The sequence below is a fragment of the Micromonospora sp. WMMD1128 genome (assembly GCF_027497235.1).
Classification (GTDB): Bacteria; Actinomycetota; Actinomycetes; order Mycobacteriales; family Micromonosporaceae; genus Micromonospora.
Map to the genome: position 1 here is coordinate 3557045 of NZ_CP114902.1, position 21561 is coordinate 3578605.

1 protein-coding gene is annotated in these 21561 nt (G+C 74.9%); it reads left to right on the forward strand.

Annotation, left to right across the window (positions count from 1 at the left end):
• Nucleotides 1-34 precede the first annotated feature (34 nt).
• Nucleotides 35-21559, forward strand: coding sequence for a type I polyketide synthase (locus O7602_RS16115; RefSeq protein WP_281583461.1), 21525 nt, complete (start codon nucleotides 35-37; stop codon nucleotides 21557-21559).
• The last annotated feature ends 2 nt before the right edge of the window (nucleotides 21560-21561 follow it).

The following is a 21561-nucleotide window of genomic DNA, read 5'->3' on the forward strand; positions in this document are numbered from 1 at the left end:
GCTCAGCACGCCGGATCCGGAGGAATGAAGGTTCATGGTGAATGAGGACAGGCTCCGCGATTATCTGAAGCGGGTCACCGCCGAGCTGCACCAGACGCGGCAGCGTCTGGTCGAGGCGGAGTCCGCGAGCCGCGAGCCGATCGCGATCATCGGCATGGCCTGCCGGTACCCGGGCGGGGTGAGCACGCCGGAACAGTTGTGGGACCTGGTCGCCGGTGAGGTGGACGCGATCACGCCGTTCCCGGAGAACCGGGGCTGGGACACCACCGCGCTCTACCACCCGGACCCGGAGCACACCGGCACCAGCTACGCCCGGGAGGGCGGGTTCCTGCACGACGCGGACCTGTTCGACCCCGGCTTCTTCGGCATCAGCCCCCGGGAGGCGCTCTCCGTCGACCCGCAGCACCGGCTGCTGCTGGAGACGTCGTGGGAGGCGATGGAGCGGGCCGGGATCACCCCGGACACCCTGCGCGGCTCGGACACCGGTGTCTTCGCCGGCGTGATGTACAACGACTACGGCTCCCGGTTGCAGGAGCGCACACCGGCCGGCTTCGAGGGGTTCATCGGCACCGGCAACGCGGGCAGCATCGCCTCCGGCCGGGTCGCCTACACGTTCGGGTTCGAGGGCCCGGCGGTCACCGTGGACACCGCCTGCTCGTCCTCGCTCGTCGCCATGCACGTGGCCTGCCAGGCGCTGCGCAACGAGGAGTGCGGGTTGGCGCTCGCCGGCGGCGTCGCGGTGATGGCGACGCCGAGCACGTTCATCGACTTCAGCCGGCAGCGCGGGCTGGCGCCGGACGGGCGGTGCAAGTCGTTCGCGGAGGCCGCCGACGGGGTGGCCTGGGCGGAGGGCGCGGGCGTGCTGCTGCTGGAGCGGCTCTCCGACGCCCGCCGCAACGGGCACCGGGTACTCGCCGTGATCACCGGCAGCGCGCTCAACCAGGACGGTACGAGCAGCCAGCTCACCGCCCCGAACGGACCCTCCCAGCAGCGGGTGATCCGGCAGGCGCTGGCGAACGCGCGGCTGACCTCCGACCAGATCGACGTGGTGGAGGCGCACGGGACCGGCACCACCCTCGGCGACCCGATCGAGGCCCAGGCGCTGCTCGCCACCTACGGTCGGGAGCGGCCGGCGGACCGGCCGCTGCTGCTGGGGTCGGTGAAGTCGAACATCGGGCACACCCAGGCGGCGGCCGGCGCGGCGAGCGTCATCAAGATCGTTCAGGCGATGGCGCACGGCGTCCTGCCGAAGAGCCTGCACATCGACGCGCCGTCGTCGCACGTGGACTGGACCGAGGGCGCGGTGGACCTGCTCACCGAGGCCCAGCCGTGGCCGGTGACCGGACGCCCGCGCCGGGCCGCGGTGTCGTCGTTCGGCATCAGCGGCACCAACGCACACCTGATCCTGGAGGAGCCGCCGGCCGAGGAGCCCGCCGCCGAGCCGGCCCGCCCGGCGCCCGGGCCGTGGATCCTGTCCGCGAAGACCGAGCCGGCGCTGCGGATCCAGGCCGCCCGGCTCCGCGACCACCTGGACACCCACCCCGAGGCCGACCCGGCCACCATCGGCGCCGCGCTGGCGAGCACCCGGGCCCGGTTCCCCCACCGGGCCGCGATCGTGGCGGACGGCCCGGACGAGTTCCGCCAGGCGCTCGACGCGCTCGCCGCCGGTGAGCCGTCCGCCGCCGTGGTGACCGGCACCGCCGCCGGGCCGGCCCGGACCGTCCTGGTCTTCCCCGGTCAGGGCTCGCAGTGGGCCGGGATGGCCACCGAGCTGCTGGAGACCGCCCCGGTGTTCCGGGACCGGCTCCGGGAGTGCGCGGCGGCGCTGCGACCGCACACCGGCTGGGACGTCCTGGACGTGCTCGCCGGGCACCCCGACGCGCCGCCGCTGGAACGGGCCGACGTGGTGCAGCCGGCCCTGTTCGCGGTGATGGTGTCGCTCGCCGAGCTGTGGCGCTCCTCCGGCGTACGCCCGGACGCGGTCGTGGGTCACTCGCAGGGTGAGATCGCCGCGGCGTGCGTCGCCGGCGCGCTCAGCCTGGAGGACGCCGCCCTGGTGGTGGCGCTGCGCAGCCGGGCGTTGGCCGCGATCGGCGGCCGGGGTGGCATGGCCTCGATCCCGCTCCCCGCGGCCGAGGTCAGCGCGCTGCTGGCCGACGCGGGCGACCGGCTCGGCATCGCCGCCGTCAACGGTCCCGCGTCCACCGTCGTCTCCGGCGACGCCGAGCCGCTGGCGGCACTGATCGCGCGCTGCGAGGCGGACGGCGTGCGGGCCCGCCGCATCCCGGTCGACTACGCCTCGCACGGCGCGCACGTGGAGGCGATCGAGGAGGAACTGCTCGGCCTGCTGGCCGGGATCCGTCCGATGGCGTCCGCCGTCCCGTTCTACTCCACCGTCACCGCCGGGCAGTTCGACACCACCGGCCTGGACGCCCGCTACTGGTACACCAACCTGCGCCGGACCGTCCGCTACGAGGAGACCGCACGCGCTCTCCACGCGGCCGGTTTCCGGGTCTTCATCGAGGCCAGCCCGCACCCGGTGCTGACCGTCGCCACCCAGGAGACGCTCGACACCGCCGCGCCGGGGGCGACCGCGACCGGTTCGCTGCGTCGCGACGACGGCGGCCTGCGCCGGTTCCACACCTCGCTCGGGCAGGCGCACGCCGCCGGCACCGAGGTGGACTGGTCCGTCTTCCACGGTGCCGCCCCGGTCCACGCCGGGGACCTGCCCACCTACGGGTTCGTCCGGCAGCGGTACTGGCTGGACGTGCCGCCCGGCGACGGGGACGTCGCCGACCTGGGCCTGCGGCCGTCGGGGCATCCGCTGCTGGGCGCGACGGTGACGCTCGCCGACACCGACGGGCACCTGTTCACCGGCCGGTTGTCCCTGCACGCGCACCCGTGGCTGGCCGATCACGCGGTGCTCGGCGACCCGCTGCTGCCCGGCGCGGCCCTCGCCGACCTGGCGTTGCACGCGGCCGGGCAGGCCGGCGCGGACCGGATCGAGGAGTTGGTCCTGCACGCGCCGCTGATGCTGCCGGCGTCCGGGGCCGTGCACGTCCAACTGCGGGTCGACGCGCCGGGGCCGGACGGCAGCCGCGCGCTGTCGATCCACTCCCGGCCGGCGGACGACGACGCGGACCCGACCTGGATCCGCCACGTCACCGGCACGGCCAGCGCGGCCGGGGCAGGCGGCACGGAGCCGGCCGGGTTGGCGGCGTGGCCGCCGGCCGGCGAGCCGGTGGACCTGGCCGACTTCTATCCGGCGCTGGCCGAGACCGGGCTCGGTTACGGGCCGGTGTTCCAGGGCGTCCGCGCCGTGTGGCGCGCCGGCGACGCGGTCTGGGCCGAGGTGGCGCTGCCGGCGGAGACCGAGACCGACGGGTACGGCATCCACCCGGCGCTGCTGGACGCCGCCCTGCACCCGATCGCCCTCGGGCACGACCGGGACGCCGTCCGGCTGCCGTTCTCGTTCGCCGGCATGCGGCTGCACGCCACCGGCGCCCGTACCGCCCGGGTCCGGATCACCCCGGCCGGGGACGACACCGTGACGGTGGCCCTCTTCGACGCCGACGGCGCGCCGGTCGCCACGATCGACTCGCTCGTCACCCGGCCGGTGTCGGCCGCGCAGTTGGTCGCCGCGCGGCCGGCGGGCCGGCAGCCGCTGTACGCGGTGGACTGGGTGCCGAGCGAGCCGCGTGCGGTGGCGGACGCGCCGACGGTAGTGCTGCTCGACGGCGACGAGCCGGCCGACGCCGAGGTGGTCGCGGTGCGCCTGCCCGCGGGCGCCCATCCGGCCGACCACGAGCCGGTCCGGCAGGCCCTGCGGGTGCTGCGCCGGTGGCTCGACACCGAGGCGCGGATCGTGCTGCTGACCCGGGGCGCGGTCGCCACCCGTACCGGGGAGGATGTTCCTGATCTTGCGGCGGCGGCGGTCTGGGGCCTGGCCCGCAGCGCCCAGGCCGAGCACCCCGGCCGGATCGTCCTGGTCGACGCAGACGACGAGCCCGGCCCGGACCTCCTCGCCCGGATCGCCGCCGGCGACGAACCGCAGCTCGCGGTCCGCGACGGCCGGCTGTTGGCGGCCCGCGCCACCACCCTGACCGGGTCCGACCCGACGCCACCCGCCCTCGACCCGGACGGCACCGTGCTGATCACCGGCGGGACCGGCACCCTCGGCCGGCTCCTCGCCGGTCACCTCGTCGCCCGCCACGGCGTCACCCGGCTGCTGCTCACCAGCCGCCGCGGCGCCGACGCCCCGGGCAGCGCCGAACTCCGCGACGAGCTGGCCGCGCGCGGCGCCGAGGTCACCATCGCCGCCTGCGACCTGGCGGACCGCGACGCCGTCGCCGCCCTGCTCGACGCCGTTCCGGACGCGCATCCGCTGACCGCCGTCGTGCACGCCGCCGGGCTGCTCGACGACGGGATCGTCACCGCGCTCACCGAGGACCGGCTGGACGCCGTCCTGCGGCCGAAGATGGACGGCGCCTGGCACCTGCACGAGCTGACCGCCGACGCCGGCCTCGCCGCCTTCGTGCTCTACTCCTCGGCGGCCGGCACCCTGGGCAGCCCCGGGCAGGCGAACTACGCCGCCGGGAACGCCTACCTCGACGCGCTCGCCGCCCACCGGCACGCGCGCGGCCTGCCCGCCGTCTCGCTCGCCTGGGGGCTGTGGGCCGACGCCAGCGGCATGACCGGCGAGCTGGCCGACGGCGACCGGTCCCGGCTGGCCCGGGGCGGCGTGCTGCCGCTCGACGCGCCGGACGCGCTGGCCCTGTTCGACGCCGCGCTCGCCGGTGACCGTCCGGCGGTCGCCCCGGTTCGGCTGGACCTGCCGGCGCTGCGGACCCTGGCCGGCGCCGGGCGGCTGCCCGCGATGCTGCGCGGCCTGGTCCGGACGCCCGCCCGGCAGGCCGCCCAGACCGCGCCCGACGCCGACGGGTTGGCCGGGCGACTCGCCGGCCTCGCCCCCGAGGCGCGCGACCGGCTGCTGCTGGACCTGGTACGCGGGCACGTCGCCGGGGTCCTCGCCTACGGCGCGGCCGACGCGGTCGCCACCGACCTGGCCTTCGCCGAACTCGGCTTCGACTCGCTGACCGCGGTCGAGCTGCGCAACCGGCTGACCCTCGCCACCGGGCTGCGGCTGCCCGCCACGCTCGTGTTCGACTATCCGACGCCGGCGGCGCTCGCCGCGTACCTCGGCGCGGAGCTGCTCGGGACCGGCCCGGCGGTCGGGGTGGTGGCCGGCGCCGGCCACCCGTCCGCGGAGCCGATCGCGATCGTGGCGATGAGCTGCCGCTACCCGGGCGGCGTCAGCTCCCCCGAGGAGCTGTGGCGGCTGCTCGCCGACGGCCTCGACGCGATCGGTGACTTCCCGACCGGGCGCGGCTGGGACCTCGACGACCTCTACGACGCGGACCCGGACGCACCCGGCAAGTCCTACGCCCGGCACGGCGGTTTCCTCTACGACGCGGACCGGTTCGACGCCGACTTCTTCGGCATCACGCCGCGCGAGGCGCTCGCCATCGACCCGCAGCAGCGGCTGCTGCTGGAGGCGTCGTGGGAGGCGTTCGAGGCGGCCGGGATCGACCCGGCCACGCTGCGCGGCTCCGCCACCGGCGTCTTCGCCGGTCTGATGTACGGCGACTACGGCGGGCGGTTGATCAACCAGGTGCCGCAGGAGGTGGAGGGTTACGTCGGCAACGGCAGCGCGGGCAGCGTGGCGTCCGGCCGGGTGGCGTACACGTTCGGTCTGGAGGGTCCGGCGGTCACGGTCGACACGGCGTGTTCGTCGTCGCTTGTCGCCATGCACCTGGCGGCGCAGGCGCTGCGCGGCGGCGAGTGCGATCTGGCGCTTGCCGGTGGCGTGACGGTGATGGCGACGCCCGGCCTGTTCACCGAGTTCAGCCGGCAGCGTGGCCTGGCCCCGGACGGGCGGTGCAAGTCCTTCGCCGCGACGGCCGACGGCGCCGGATTCGCCGAGGGCGCCGGGATCGTGCTCCTCGAACGGCTCTCCGACGCCCGCCGCAACAACCACCCGGTGCTCGCGGTGGTTCGCGGGTCGGCGGTGAACCAGGACGGCGCCAGCAACGGCCTCACCGCGCCGAACGGGCCGTCGCAGCAGCGGGTCATCCGCCAGGCCCTGGCCAACGCGCGCCTGTCGCCCGCCGACGTGGACGCGGTGGAGGCGCACGGCACCGGCACCACCCTGGGTGACCCGATCGAGGCCCAAGCGCTGCTGGCCACCTACGGGCAGGACCGGCCCGACGACCGGCCGCTCTGGCTCGGCTCGATCAAGTCGAACATCGGGCACGCGCAGGCCGCCGCCGGCGTCGGCGGAGTGATCAAAATGGTGCAGGCACTGCGCCACGACCTGTTGCCGCAGACGCTGCACGTCGACGAGCCGTCCCCGCACGTCGACTGGGACGCCGGCAACATCGCGCTGCTCAGCGAGGCGCAACCGTGGGAACGCAACGGTCACCCGCGCCGGGCCGGCGTGTCGTCGTTCGGCATCAGCGGCACCAACGCCCACCTCATCATCGAGGAAGCGCCCGCCGTCGAGGAGCCGCCATCGGTCGGGACACCCGTGCCATGGCTGCTCTCCGGCCGCACGGCGGAGGCGCTGCACGAGTCCGCCGCACGGCTGCGCGACCACGTCGACGGCAAGGCTGACCTCGACGTAGCCCACACCCTGGCCCGCCGCGCCCAGCACACCCACCGCGCCGTCATCCTCGCCGACCACCACGAGGCACTGACCGCCCTCGCCGCCGACAACCCCCACCCCGCACTGGTACGCGGCACCGCGCGCCCGGCCGGGAAGATCGCCTTCCTGTGCACCGGGCAAGGCAGCCAACACCCCGAGATGGCCCACCGCGACGAACCCGTCTTCCTCGAAACCTTCGACGCCGTCTGCGCCGAACTCGACAAACACCTCGACCGGCCCCTGCGCGAGGCCATGGTCGACGCCGTCCACGAAACCCGCTACACCCAACCCGCCCTCTTCGCCACCCACGTCGCCCTGCACGCCCTCGTCACCAGTTGGGGCATCACGCCGGACTTCCTGACCGGGCACTCCATCGGCGAGCTGTCCGCCGCCCACCTCGCCGGCGTGCTCAGCCTCCCCGACGCCGCCCTGCTGGTCACCGCCCGAGGACGACTCATGCAAGCCGCCACACCCGGCGGCGCGATGATCGCCATCGAGGCCACCGAAGACGAACTGACCCCGATGCTCGACCCGGAAAAGGTCTCCATCGCCGGACTCAACTCCCCCACCAGCACCGTCATCTCCGGCGACACCGACGCCGTCACCGCGATCGCCGTGCACTGGGCCGCACAGGGACGACGCACCAAGAAACTGACCACCTCACACGCCTTCCACTCCCCCCACATGGACCCCATCCTGGACGAATTCCAGGCCATCGCCGACAGCGTCACCTACCACCCCGCCACCATCCCGGTCATCTCCAACCGCACCGGAGACATCGCCCCAGCCTTCGACGCCGCCTACTGGACCCGACACATCCGCGACGCCGTCCGCTACCGCGACATGATCACCACCCTGGATGCCGCCGGGGTCACCACCTACCTCGAACTCGGACCCGACAACACCCTCAGCGCCCTCACCCACGCCTGCCTCCCCGAGGACACCACCGCCACCATCACCGCCGCCCACCTCGGCCAGCACGCCCACGCCGCGCTCCACGCCGCCGGACACCACACCACCTGGACCACCACCACACCCGCCGGACGCCTCATCGACCTGCCCACCTACCCGTTCCAACGCCAGCCCTACTGGCTGCGCCCGGCCACCACCGGCACCGCCGCGAGCCTCGGCCTGACCACCGCCGACCACCCGCTGCTCGGCGCCGCCGCCGAACTCGCCGACGGCGGCGGCCTCCTCTACACCGGGCGGATCGGCCTACAGAGCCATCCGTGGCTGGCCGGGCACGCCGTGCACGGCACCGTGCTGCTGCCCGCCACCGCGCTCGCCGACCTGGTGCTGCACGTGGCCGACGAAGTCGGCGCGCCGCACCTCGACGAGCTGATCCTCGAGGCGCCGCTGACGCTGCCCGCCCGGGGCGCCGTGCAGGTCCAGGTGCGGGTCGGGACGGCCCAGGGCGACCAGCGGCCGGTTTCGGTGCACTCCCGGCCGGCCGGCGCCGACGAGAACGAGGGGTGGATCCGCCACGCCTCCGGCACGGTGAGCGCCGCGCCGCCCGCGTCGGCAGCGGGCTTCGCCTGGCCGCCACCGGGCGAGCCGGTGGATGTCGACGACCTCTACCCGCGCCTGTCCGCCGTCGGGGTGGAGTACGGCCCGGAGTTCCGGGGCCTGCGCGCCGCCTGGCGCGACGGCGACACGGTGTACGCGGAGATCGCGCTCGGCGGTGACGCCGACCCGACCGGGTTCGGCCTGCACCCGGCGCTGTTCGACGCGGCTCTGCACGCTGCCGCGCTCACCTACGACGACGTACGGCTGCCGTTCGCGCTGCGCGGCGTGACGCTGCACGCCGCCGGCGCGTCGGTGCTGCGGGCCCGGCTGGTGGTCGACGCCGACGAGTTGTCACTGGAGCTGATCGACGTCGCCGGCCTGCCGGTCGCGTCCGTCGCGGCCCTGACGGTGCGCCCGGTCTCGCCGGAACAGCTCGCCGCGGCCGGGGATCCGACCCGGCGCGGGCTGTACCGGACGCAGTGGATTCCGGTGCCGGTGGGCGAACCTGGGGCCGGTGACGCCGTGGAGGTGGTGGAGGCCACCGTGGACGGCGACGATCCGACCGGTCACCGGGCCGCCGCGCGTGCGCTGACGCTGGTGCAGGATCGCCTGGCGGCGGACCCGCCGGCGGACGGCCGCCTGGTGATCGTCACCCGGGGCGCGGTCGCGGCGCGTCCCGGCGACCCGGTCGACGGCCTGTCCTCGGCCGGGGTCTGGGGTCTGGTCCGCGCCGCGCAGTCCGAGCACCCGGGTCTCGTCCAGCTTGTGGACCTCGGCCCGGACCCGGCGGACGCGGCGGTGCTGAGCGCGGCGGTCGCCACCGGTGAGCCGCAGTTGGCCGTCCGGGACGGGGTGGCCTATGCGCCGCGCCTGACCCGGGCCGCCGAGCCCGCGCCACTGAGCCCGCCGGACGGCCCGTGGCGGCTCGGCGTCACCTCGGCCGGCACCCTGGAAAACCTCGCCCTGCTCCCCGCACCCGAACTCACCCAACCACTCGCACCCGGCCAGGTCCGCATCGCCGTCCGCGCCGCCGGCCTCAACTTCCGCGACGTCCTCATCGCCCTCGACATGTACCCCGGACACGCCGCCATCGGCGGCGAAGCAGCCGGCATCATCACCCACGTCGCCGACGACGTCACCACCCTCACCCCCGGCCAACACGTCATGGGCCTGTTCACCGGCGCCATGGGACCGGTGGCCGTCACCGACCAGCGGCTCCTGGCGCCGGTGCCGGAGGGCTGGACGTTCGCGGAGGCCGCCGCCGCGCCTGTCGTCTACCTCACCGCGTACTACGGCCTCACCCGTCTGATGCGGCTGGGTCGCGGGGATCGGATCCTGATCCATGCGGCGACCGGCGGCGTCGGCACCGCCGCCGTGCAACTCGCCCGGCACCTCGGCGCGGACATCTACGCGACCGCCAGCCCGGCGAAGCAGCGGGTGCTACGGGCGCTCGGCCTCCCGGACGAGCACATCGGCAACAGCCGCACCCTGGATTTCGAGGAGCGGTTCCGGGCCGCCACCGGCGGCGCGGGCATGGACGTGGTGCTCGACTCGCTGGCCCGGGAGTTCGTCGACGCCTCGCTGCGCCTCCTGCCGCGCGGCGGTCACTTCCTGGAGATGGGCAAGACCGACATCCGGGATCCGCAGGTGGTCGCGGACGCCCACCCGGGCGTGGAATATCAGGCGTTCGACATGGTCGACGCCGGGCCGGACGCGATCCGGGAGATGCTCGACGACCTCGGTCTGCTGTTCGCGTCGGGGGTGCTGAAGCCGCTGCCGGTGACCGCGTTCGACATCCGCGACGCCCCCACCGCCTTCCGCCACCTCAGCCAAGCCCGCCACACCGGCAAAGTCATCCTCACCATCCCCACCCCCCTCACCAGCGAGGACACCGTCCTCATCACCGGCGGCACCGGAGCCCTCGGCGCATTGCTGGCCCGCCACCTCGTCACCACCCACGACATCCGCCGACTCATCCTCACCAGCCGCCGCGGACCCCACGCACCCGGCGCCACCGAACTGCACAGCGAGTTGTCCGCACACGGCGCTGAGGTCACCATCGCCGCCTGCGACAGCGCAGACCCCGATCAACTCGCCGCCCTGCTCGACAGGCACCAACCCACCGCGATCATCCACACCGCCGGCGTCCTCGACGACGGGCTGCTCACCGACCTCACCACCGACCGACTCGACACCGTCCTCACCCCCAAAGCCGACACCGCCTGGCACCTGCACCACCTCACCCGCACACACCACCTCACCGCCTTCATCACCTACTCCTCCATCGCCGGCACCCTCGGCAACCCCGGACAAGCCAACTACGCCGCCGCCAACACCTACCTCGACGCCCTCGCCACACACCGCCACACCCACGGACTACCCGCCACCTCCCTCGCCTGGGGACTGTGGGCCGGGGGCGACGGCATGGGCGGCGGGCTGGCCGAGGCCGACGCGCAGCGGATGCGCCGCAGCGGCCTGCTGCCGATGACACCGGAGGAGGCCCTCGCGCTGTTCGACGCCGCGCTCACCGATCCGGCTCCGACGCTCGCCCCGGCCCGCCTCGACCCGGCCGCGCTGCGACGCCTAGCCGGGAGCCCGGACGTGCCGCCGCTGCTGCGCGGGCTGGTGCGGCCCGCGCCACGGCGGGCGGTCGCGTCGGGGACCAGCCGGGGCGGGTCGGCGCTCGCGCTCCGGCTGGCCGGACCGGACCGGCTCGGCGCGCTGCTCGGCCTCGTCCGCGAGCACGTCGCCGCGGTCGCCGGGTATCCGGCCGCGGACGCCGTCGACCCGGACCGCACCTTCCAGGACCTGGGTTTCGACTCGCTGACCGCGGTCGAGCTGCGCAACCGCCTCACCGCCGACACCGAGCTGCGGTTGCCGGCGACGATGATCTTCGACTATCCGACGCCGCAGGCGCTCGCCGCGTACCTGCTCACCCACATCGCGCCGGCCGCCACCGCGACCGCCACGCCGGCGCCGTCGGCCGTCGCGCCCGGCGAACCGATCGCGATCGTGGCGATGGCCTGCCGGTTCCCCGGCGAGGCGGACACCCCGGAACGGATGTGGCGGCTGCTGGCCGAGGGCGCCGACACGATCGGCGAGTTCCCCGACGGGCGCGGCTGGGACATCGACGAACTCTTCGACCCGGACCCCGACGCGCCGGGGAAGTGCTACGCCCGGGAGGGCGGCTTCGTCCACGACGCGGCCCGCTTCGACGCCGACTTCTTCGGCATCAGCCCCCGCGAGGCCACCGCCACCGACCCGCAGCAGCGGCTACTCCTGGAGACCACCTGGGAGGCGTTCGAGGCGGCCGGCATCACCCCGGCGACGCTGCGCGGCACCAGCACCGGCGTCTTCGCCGGTGTCGTCGCCCAGCAGTACGGGACCGAGGCGCCGCTGGAGATCGAGGGCTACAGCATCACCGGCACCACGACAAGTGTGGCGTCCGGCCGGATCGCCTACACGTTCGGTCTGGAGGGTCCGGCGGTCACCGTCGACACCGCGTGTTCGTCGTCCCTCGTGGCGATCCACCTGGCGGCACAGGCGTTGCGCGGCGGCGAGTGTGACCTGGCCTTGGCCGGCGGCGCCACGGTGATGGCGAACCCGACCGTGTTCACCGAGTTCAGCCGGCAGCGCGGCCTGGCCCGGGACGGGCGGTGCAAGTCCTTCGCCGCGGCGGCCGATGGGGTGGGCTGGGGCGAGGGCGCCGGCATGCTGGTCCTGGAACGGCTTTCCGACGCCCAGCGCAACGGGCACCCGGTCCTCGCCGTCATCCGCGGGTCGGCGGTGAACCAGGACGGGGCGAGCAACGGCCTCACCGCCCCGAACGGGCCGTCGCAGCAGCGGGTCATCCGGCAGGCCCTCGCCAACGCCCGACTCACCCCCGCCGACGTGGACGCCGTCGAGGCACACGGCACCGGCACCACCCTCGGCGACCCCATCGAAGCCCAAGCCCTCCTCGCCACGTACGGCCAGGACCGACCCGACGACCGGCCGCTCTGGCTCGGCTCCATCAAGTCCAACATCGGCCACACCCAGGCCGCCGCCGGCGTCGCCAGCGTCATCAAGATGGTCCTGGCGATGCGGTACGACGAGCTGCCCCGGACGTTGCACGTGGACGAGCCGTCCCCGCACGTCGACTGGGACGCCGGGAACGTCGCGCTGCTCACCGAGGCCCGGCCCTGGGAGCGCAACGGTCATGCGCGTCGGGCCGGCGTGTCGTCGTTCGGGATCAGCGGCACCAACGCCCACGTCATCATCGAGGAAGCACCGGACGTGGAGGAGCCGGAGCCGCCGGCCGGCGCGCCGATGCCGTGGCTGCTGTCCGCCCGCACCCCCGAGGCGCTGCGCGAGTCCGCCGTGCGGCTGCACGACCACGTCGACGGCAAGGCGGACGTCGACGTCGCCCACACCCTGGCCCGCCGCGCCCAGCACACCCACCGCGCCGTCATCCTCGCCGACCACCACGAGGCACTGGCCGCCCTCGCCGCCGACAACGACCACCCCGCACTGGTACGCGGCGTCGCGCGCCCGACGGGGAAGATCGCGTTCCTGTGCACGGGGCAGGGCAGCCAGCACCCGGAGATGGCCCACCGCGACGAACCCGTCTTCGTCGACGCCTTCGACCGGGTCTGCGCCGAACTGGACAAGCACCTCGACCGGCCCCTACGCGAAGCGATGGTCGACGCGGTCCACGAGACCCGCTACACCCAACCCGCCCTGTTCGCCGTGCACGTGGCAATGCACGCCCTGGTCACGAGCTGGGGGATCACGCCCGACTACCTCACCGGACACTCGATCGGCGAGCTGTCGGCCGCGCACCTCGCCGGAGTGTTGAGCCTGCCCGACGCCGCGCTGCTCGTCACCGCCCGAGGACGACTCATGCAAGCCGCCACACCCGGCGGCACCATGATCGCCATCGAGGCCACCGAAGACGAGCTGACCCCGATGCTCGACCCCGCCGCGGTCTCCATCGCCGGGTTGAACTCGCCCACCAGCACCGTCATCTCCGGCGACGTCGACGCCGTCACCGCGATCGCCGTGCACTGGGCCGGGCAGGGACGGCGCACCAAGAAACTCACCACCTCACACGCCTTCCACTCCCCCCACATGAACCCCATCCTGGACGAATTCCAGGCCATCGCCGACAGCGTCACCTACCACCCCGCCACCATCCCCGTCATCTCCAACCGGACCGGCCAGGTGGCCCCGGCCTTCGACGCCGCCTACTGGACCCGACACATCCGCGACGCCGTCCGCTACCGCGACATGGTCGCCACCCTCGACAACGCTGGCGTCACCACCTACCTCGAACTCGGACCCGACAACACCCTCAGCGCACTCACCTACGCCTGCCTCCCCGAGAACCACACCGCCACCATCACCGCCGCCCACCTCGGCCAGCACGCCCACGCGGTGCTGCACGCGGCGGGGCGTGAAACGGTCTGGACCACCACCACACCCGCCGGGCGGCTGATCGACCTGCCCACGTACCCGTTCCAGGGTGAGCACTTCTGGGTCCGGGCCCAGCCCGGTTCCGCGGCGCTCGGCCTGACCGGCACCGGCCACCCGCTCGTCGAAGCCGCGCTGCCGCTGGCCGACGACGACGGATGGCTGCTCACCGGGCGGCTCTCGCTGCGCACGCACCGCTGGCTGGCCGACCACGCCGTGCTCGGCACGGTCGTGCTGCCCGGGACCGCGCTCGTGGAACTGGCCGTGCACGCCGCGGACCGGGCGGGCTGCCCGGGGGTGGAGGAGTTGACGCTCCAGGCGCCGCTCGTCCTCCCGGAACGGGGAACGGTGCGGCTCCAGGCGACCGTCGGTGGCCCCGACGAGCGGGGACGGCGACCGTTCTCGGTGCACTCCCGCCCGGACGGCCCCGACAGCGCCTGGACCGCGCACGCGAGCGGCACGCTTGCCGGACGGTCCACCGGCGACGACCCGGATGACCTGACCGCGTGGCCGCCCGCGGGCGCCGCCCCGGTGGACACCGAGTCGCTCTACGACCGACTGGCTACCGCCGGCTACGGCTACGGACCCGCCTTCCAGGGGCTGCGCGCCGCCTGGCGGGCCGGCGACGACGTGTACGCCGAGGTCGCACTCCCCGACGAGCAGCACCCGGACGCCGACCGGTTCACCGTGCACCCGGCGCTGCTCGACGCCGCGCTGCACGCCACCGCCGCCACGGCCACGACCCTGGACGAGGCCCACCTGCCGTTCGAGTGGTCGGACGTACGGGTCTTCGCCACCGGCGCGACGAGCCTGCGGGTCCGGCTGCGACAGGTCACCGGCGGGATCTCGATGCTGGTGACGGACGAGGCCGGCGCCCCGGTCGCCACGGTGGCCTCGCTCGCCACCCGACCGGTCACCGCCGGGCAGCTGGCCGCGACCGCCCCCCGGACCGGTGGCACGCTCTACCGACTGGGCTGGACGCCACTGGACGGCACGGCGGACGCCGGAGCGGACGAGCCGGTCGCCGTCCTGGGTGACGGTCCGGCCGGGCCCGGCCTGGTCGCCTACCCCGATCTGGCCGCGCTGGCCGGGGACGACGGTCGTCCCGCGGTGGCGCTGGTCGCGGTACCCGCCGGACGGCACCCGGCCGACCACGGTCCGGTGCGGGGCGTCCTGCGGCTGACGCAGGACTGGCTGGCGGAGAAGCGGCTGGCCGGCACCCGCCTGGTGCTCGTCACCCGGGGCGCGGTTGCGGTCGAGCCCGACGAGGACGTGACCGACCTGCCCGGGGCCGCCGTCTGGGGCCTGGCCCGGACCGCCCGGAACGAGCACGCCGACCTGTTCCACCTGCTCGACGCGGACGGGGACGGGATCCCGGCCGACGTGCTCCGGCGGCTCGTCGCCGGCACCGACCCCGAGCTGGCGGTACGCGGCGACCGGTGCCACGTTCCGCGCCTCGCCCCGGTGGACGTTCCGCGTCCCGCCCCGGTAGACGTTCCGCGTCCCGCCCCGGAGGCCGCCGGCATCGGGCTGGACCGGGACGGCACGGTGCTGATCACGGGTGGCACCGGCGCGCTCGGCGCGCTGCTGGCCCGCCACCTCGTCACCACCCACGGTGTCCGCCGGCTGCTGCTGACCAGCCGCCGCGGCCCCGAGGCACCCGGCGCCACCGAACTCCACACCGAATTGACCGCGCACGGCGCCGAGGTCACCGTCGCCGCCTGCGACGCCAGCGACCGCGACGCCCTGGCCGCGCTGCTCGACGGCCACCGGCTGACCGCCGTCATCCACACCGCGGGCGTCCTCGACGACGGACTGCTCACCGACCTCACCACCGACCGGCTCGACACCGTCCTCACCGCCAAGGCCGACACCGCCTGGCACCTGCACGACCTCACCCGCACGCACGACCTCACCGCCTTCGTCACCTACTCCTCCATCGCCGGCACCCTCGGCAACCCCGGGCAGGCCAACTACGCCGCCGCCAACACCTACCTCGACGCACTCGCCGCACACCGCCACGCCCACGGGCTGCCCGGCACGTCGCTCGCCTGGGGTCCGTGGGCCGCGAACGGCGGGATGGCGGCCGACGGTGGGCGGGGTCGGGGCGTACTCCCGCTCGACGCCGCGGAAGGGTTGGCGCTCTTCGACGCGGCCCTGCGCGCGGCGGCCGGACCACTCGTCGTACCCGTGAAGTTTGACCTGGGAAGGCTGGCGGAGGCGGAGCCGCTGCCGGCGGCGGTGCGCGGCCTGGTGCGGGTCCGGACGCGGCGTGCGATCGCCGGCGCCGGGTTGCGGCTCGCCGGGCTGACCGAGGCCGAGCGGCGGACGGCGCTGCTCGACCTGGTCCGTGGCCGGGTCGCCGCCGTGCTCGGACATGGGTCGGCCGCCTCGGTCGACCCCGCCCGCGCCTTCCAGGACCTGGGCTTCGACTCGCTGACCGCGATCGAGCTGCGCAACCAGGTCGGCTCGGCCACCGGGCTGCGGCTGCCCGCGACGATGGTCTTCGACTACCCGACCACGGACGCCCTCGTCGGACACCTGATGACGGAGTTGGGCGGCGGGCGGGAGACGGCGACCGTGCGGGCCGCGACGGCGGTCGACGGCGACCCGATCGCGATCGTCGGCATGGCCTGCCGCTATCCCGGCGGCGTGGCCACCCCGGCGGAGCTGTGGGAGCGGCTCGCGGCCGGCGCCGACGGGGTCGCGGCGTTCCCGGACGGCCGGGGCTGGGATCTGGACACGCTCTTCGACCCGGATCCGGACGCGACCGGGAAGTCCTACGTCCGGGAGGGCGGTTTCCTCTACGACGCGGACCGGTTCGACGCCGACTTCTTCGGCATCAGCCCGCGGGAGGCGCTCGCCATCGACCCGCAGCAGCGGCTGCTGCTGGAGACGTCGTGGGAGGCGTTCGAGGCGGCCGGGATCGACCCGGCGGCGCTGCGCGGCTCCTCGACCGGTGTCTTCGCCGGCGTGATGTACGGCGACTACGGCGCCCGTCTCTACGGTCAGGCTCCGGACGAGTTGGAGGGCTACCTGGGCACCGGCAGCGCCTACAGCGTGGCGTCGGGCCGGGTGGCGTACACGTTCGGTCTGGAGGGTCCGGCGGTCACCGTCGACACGGCGTGTTCGTCGTCGCTCGTCGCCATGCACCTGGCCGGTCAGGCGCTGCGCGGCGGCGAGTGTGACCTGGCGTTGGCCGGCGGTGTGACGGTGATGTCGACGCCCGGAACGTTCATCGAGTTCAGCCGGCAGCGCGGCCTCGCCCCGGACGGGCGGTGCAAGTCCTTCGCCGCGGCGGCCGATGGGGTGGGCTGGGGCGAGGGCGCCGGCATGCTGGTCCTGGAACGGCTCTCCGACGCCCAGCGCAACGGACACCCGGTCCTCGCCGTCATCCGCGGGTCGGCGGTGAACCAGGACGGGGCGAGCAACGGCCTCACCGCACCCAACGGGCCGTCGCAGCAGCGGGTCATCCGGCAGGCCCTCGCCAACGCCCGACTCACCCCCGCCGACGTGGACGCCGTCGAGGCACACGGCACCGGCACCACCCTCGGCGACCCCATCGAAGCCCAAGCCCTCCTCGCCACGTACGGCCAGGACCGACCCGACGACCGGCCCCTCTGGCTCGGCTCCATCAAGTCCAACATCGGCCACACCCAGGCCGCCGCCGGCACCGCCGGCGTCATCAAGATGATCCTCGCGATGCGCCACGGCGAACTGCCGCAGACCCTGCACGTCGACCAGCCATCCCCGCACATCGACTGGTCGGCCGGAAACGTCACCCTCCTCACCGAACCCCAACCCTGGACCCCGAACGGCCACCCCCGCCGCGCCGCCGTGTCCTCGTTCGGCATCAGCGGCACCAACGCCCACCTCATCATCGAAGAGCCACCGACCGCCGCCGGACCGGAACCGGAGCCCACCGGTACGCCGGCGCCATGGCTGCTCTCCGGCCGCACGGCCGACGCGCTGCGCGAGTCCGCCGCACGACTACGGACCCACGTCGACGGCAAGGCGGACGCGGACGTCGCCCACACCCTCGCCCGCCGCGCCCAGCACACCCACCGCGCCGTCATCCTCGCCGACCACCGCGAAGCGCTCACCGCCCTCGCCACCGACAACCCCCACCCCGCACTGGTACGCGGCACCGCGCGCCCGACCGGGAAGGTCGCCTTCCTGTGCACCGGCCAGGGCAGCCAACACCCGGCAATGGCGGACCTGCGTGATCCCGTCTTCGTCGACACGTTCGACGCGGTCTGCGCGGAGTTGGACAAGCACCTGGACCGGCCGCTGCGCGAGGCCATGGTCGACGCGGTCCACGAGACCCGCTACACCCAACCCGCCCTGTTCGCCACCCACGTCGCCCTGCACGCCCTCGTCACCAGCTGGGGGATCACGCCGGACTTCCTGACCGGGCACTCCATCGGCGAACTGTCCGCCGCCCACCTCGCCGGCGTGTTGAGCCTGCCCGACGCCGCCCTGCTGGTCACCGCCCGAGGACGACTCATGCAAGCCGCCACCGCAGGCGGCACGATGATCGCCATCGAGGCCACCGAGGACGAGCTGGCCCCCATGCTCGACGTCGAAGCGGTCGCCATCGCCGGACTGAACTCCCCCACCAGCACCGTCATCTCCGGCGACACCGACGCCGTCACCGAAATCGCCGTGCACTGGGCCGCACAGGGACGACGCACCAAGAAACTCACCACCTCACACGCCTTCCACTCCCCCCACATGAACCCCATCCTGGAGGATTTCCAGGCCATCGCCGCGAGCGTCACCTACCACCCGGCGAGGATCCCCGTCATCTCCAACCGGACCGGCCAGGTGGCCCCGGCCTTCGACGCCGCCTACTGGACCCGACACATCCGCGACGCCGTCCGCTACCACGACATGGTCTCCACCCTGGACGCGGCCGGCGTCACCACCTACGTGGAACTCGGACCGGACAACACGCTCAGCACCCTCACTCTCGCCTGCCTCCCCGACGACCACGAGTCGGCAGTCGTCCCCACGGTCGAGCCCGCACGGGCCCGCGCCCAGCTGCACGTCCATGGACACGACCTGGCCAAGCCCGTCGTACCGGCGGTCGGCCGGCACACCGAACTGCCGACGTACCCGTTCCAGCGCCAGCCCTACTGGCTGCACCCGCCGGCGGCGCGGAACAGCCCGGACGGTCTCGGCCAGGCCGCTACCGGCCACCCCCTGGTGCAGGCCGAGGTGGAACTCCCGGACGGCGGTCGCGTCTTCACCGGGCGGATCTCGCTGCCGGCCCAGCCGTGGCTGGCCGACCACGCCGTGCAGGACCTGGTGCTGCTGCCCGGCGCGGCATTCGCGGACCTCGCCCTGCATGTCGCCGGTCAGGTCGGCGCCGCCGAGGTAGCCGAGCTGACCCTGCACGCGCCGCTGGTGCTTGCCGAACACGGCGGCGTGCAGCTGCGGGTGACGGTCGACGGTCCCGGCGACGACGGCACCCGTGCGCTTGCCGTGCACTCCCGGGACGAGAAGGCGCCGCACGGCACGGCCTGGACCCAGCACGTGACCGGCACGCTCACCGAGGCCGGGCCGGAGGTCGAGCCGATGCCGTTCGCGGCCGGCGAGTGGCCTCCACCCGGGGCCGTACCTGTCGACGTGGCCGGGATCTACGACCGGCTCGCCCGGTCCGGTCTGCACTACGGCCCGGCGTTCCAGGGCCTGCGGGCGGTGTGGCGCGCCGGTGACGCGCTCCTCGCCGAGGTGGAGCTGCCGGCCGAGGCGGCCACCGCGGGCTTCGGCCTGCACCCGGCCCTGCTGGACGCCGCCCTGCACCCGGCCGCCGCCGACGGCAACGGCAACGGCAACCGCGACCGCGACCGCGACCGCGACGGGATGCTGCGGCTGCCCTTCGCCTGGCGTGCGGTGACGTTGCACGCCGCCGGCGCCGGCACGGTCCGGGTGCGGCTCACCCCGGACGGCCCGGACGCGATCTCGCTTGCCGTCGCGGACGAGACCGGCGCGCCCGTCGCGTCGGTCGGGTCGCTCGTGACCCGGCCGGTCTCGGCCGCGCAACTGGCCGCCGTCCGACCGGGCGGACAGAACCTGCGCTACCACCTGGACTGGTCGCCGGCCAGCCCGTCGACCTCGGCGCCTGCCGTCGTCCACCTCGGCACGATGCCGGACGGAAGCCCCGACCTGGCCGCGATCGCCGGCTCGGCACCGGAGGCGGTGCTGGCCGCGGTGCCGGCGGGGCGCGATCCGGGTGACCACGAGCCGGTCCGCTGGGCGCTGCGCCTGGTGCGGGAGTGGCTGGCGGACGAGCGGCTGGCCGACACCCGGTTGGTGTTCGCGACCCGGGGCGCGGTCCCCGCCGCGCCCGGCGCGGACGTCACCGACCTGCCCGGCGCGGCCGTCTGGGGCCTGATCAGGTCGGCGCAGAACGAGCACCCCGACCGTTTCGTCCTGCTGGACCTCGACCCCGACGGGCCGGCCGACGTGGCGCCGGAGTCGCTGGCCCGCGCGGCCTCCGGCGCGGAACCGCAACTGGCCCTGCGTGCCGGCGCGCTGCTGGTGCCCCGGCTGGCGGCGGCACCCACCGAGCCGGCGGCCACCGCCGGCCCGACCCTCGACCCGGACGGCACCGTCCTGATCACCGGCGGCACCGGCGCCCTCGGGGCGATGCTCGCCCGCCACCTGGTCACCACCCACGGGATCACCCGGCTGCTGCTGACCAGCCGGCGGGGGCCGGACGCCCCCGGCGCGGCGGCCCTCCGCGCCGAACTGCGCGACCTCGGCGCCCGGGTCAAGCTCGTGGCCTGCGACATCGCCGACCGGGAGCAGGCCGCCGCGCTGCTGCGCTCGGTGCCCCGCCGGCATCCGCTGACCGCGGTGTTCCACACGGCCGGTGTCCTCGACGACGGCGTGGTCGAGTCGCTCACCCCGGAGCGTCTGGACGCGGTGCTGGCGCCGAAGCTGGACGCCGCCCACCACCTGCACGAGCTGACCGCCGACCGGCCGTCCGCCGCGTTCGTGCTCTACTCCTCGGTCGCCGGTGTGCTCGGCAGCCCGGGCCAGGCGAACTACGCGGCAGCCAACGCCTACCTGGACGCGCTCGCCGCGCACCGTCGGGCGCGCGGGCTGCCCGCCGTCGCCCTGGCCTGGGGCCTGTGGGCGGCGGACGGCGGCATGGGCGGGGACGCCGAGGCCGGTCGGGCGGCGCGCGGTGGCCTGCTGCCGCTCGCCGCGGAGCAGGGGTTGGCGGTGCTCGACTCGGCCCTGACCGGCGGGCCGCCGGCCCTGGTGGCGGCCCGGTTCGACCTGGCCGCCGGCGCTTCCGGCGGGCTCGTCCCGGCGGTGCTGCGCGGTCTGGTCCGGGTCCCGGCCCGGCGGGCGGCTGCAATCTCGGTGCCGCTCGACAAGCGGCTGGCCGGGCTGGCCGGACCGGCTCGGGACCGGCTGGTGCTGGACCTGGTCCGCGCCGAGGTCGCCGGTGTGCTCGGGCACGCCGACCCGTCGACCATCGACGTCGAACGGGGCTTCCTGGACCTGGGTTTCGACTCGCTCACCGCCGTCGAGCTGCGCAACCGGCTGGCCGCGGCGACCGGGCTGCGCCTGCCCGCCACCACGCTTTTCGACTACCCGACACCGGCCGGGCTCGCCGCCCAACTGCGGGTGGAGGCGGAGGCCCGGGGCGGTGCGCCCGCCGAGCGGAACGCGGAGGCCGAGCTGCGGGACCGGATCGCGGCCATCCCGCTGGCCCGGTTCCGCGAGGCCGGTCTGCTGGAGCTGGTGCTGAGCCTGGAGAACCAGCCGGACGGGTCGGCCGGTGGCAACGGCGGCGACCACACGGACGACATCGACGCCGCCGACGTCGACGACCTCGTGCAGATGGCGCTGGCCCGCGCCGACGACCGGACCCGCTGACC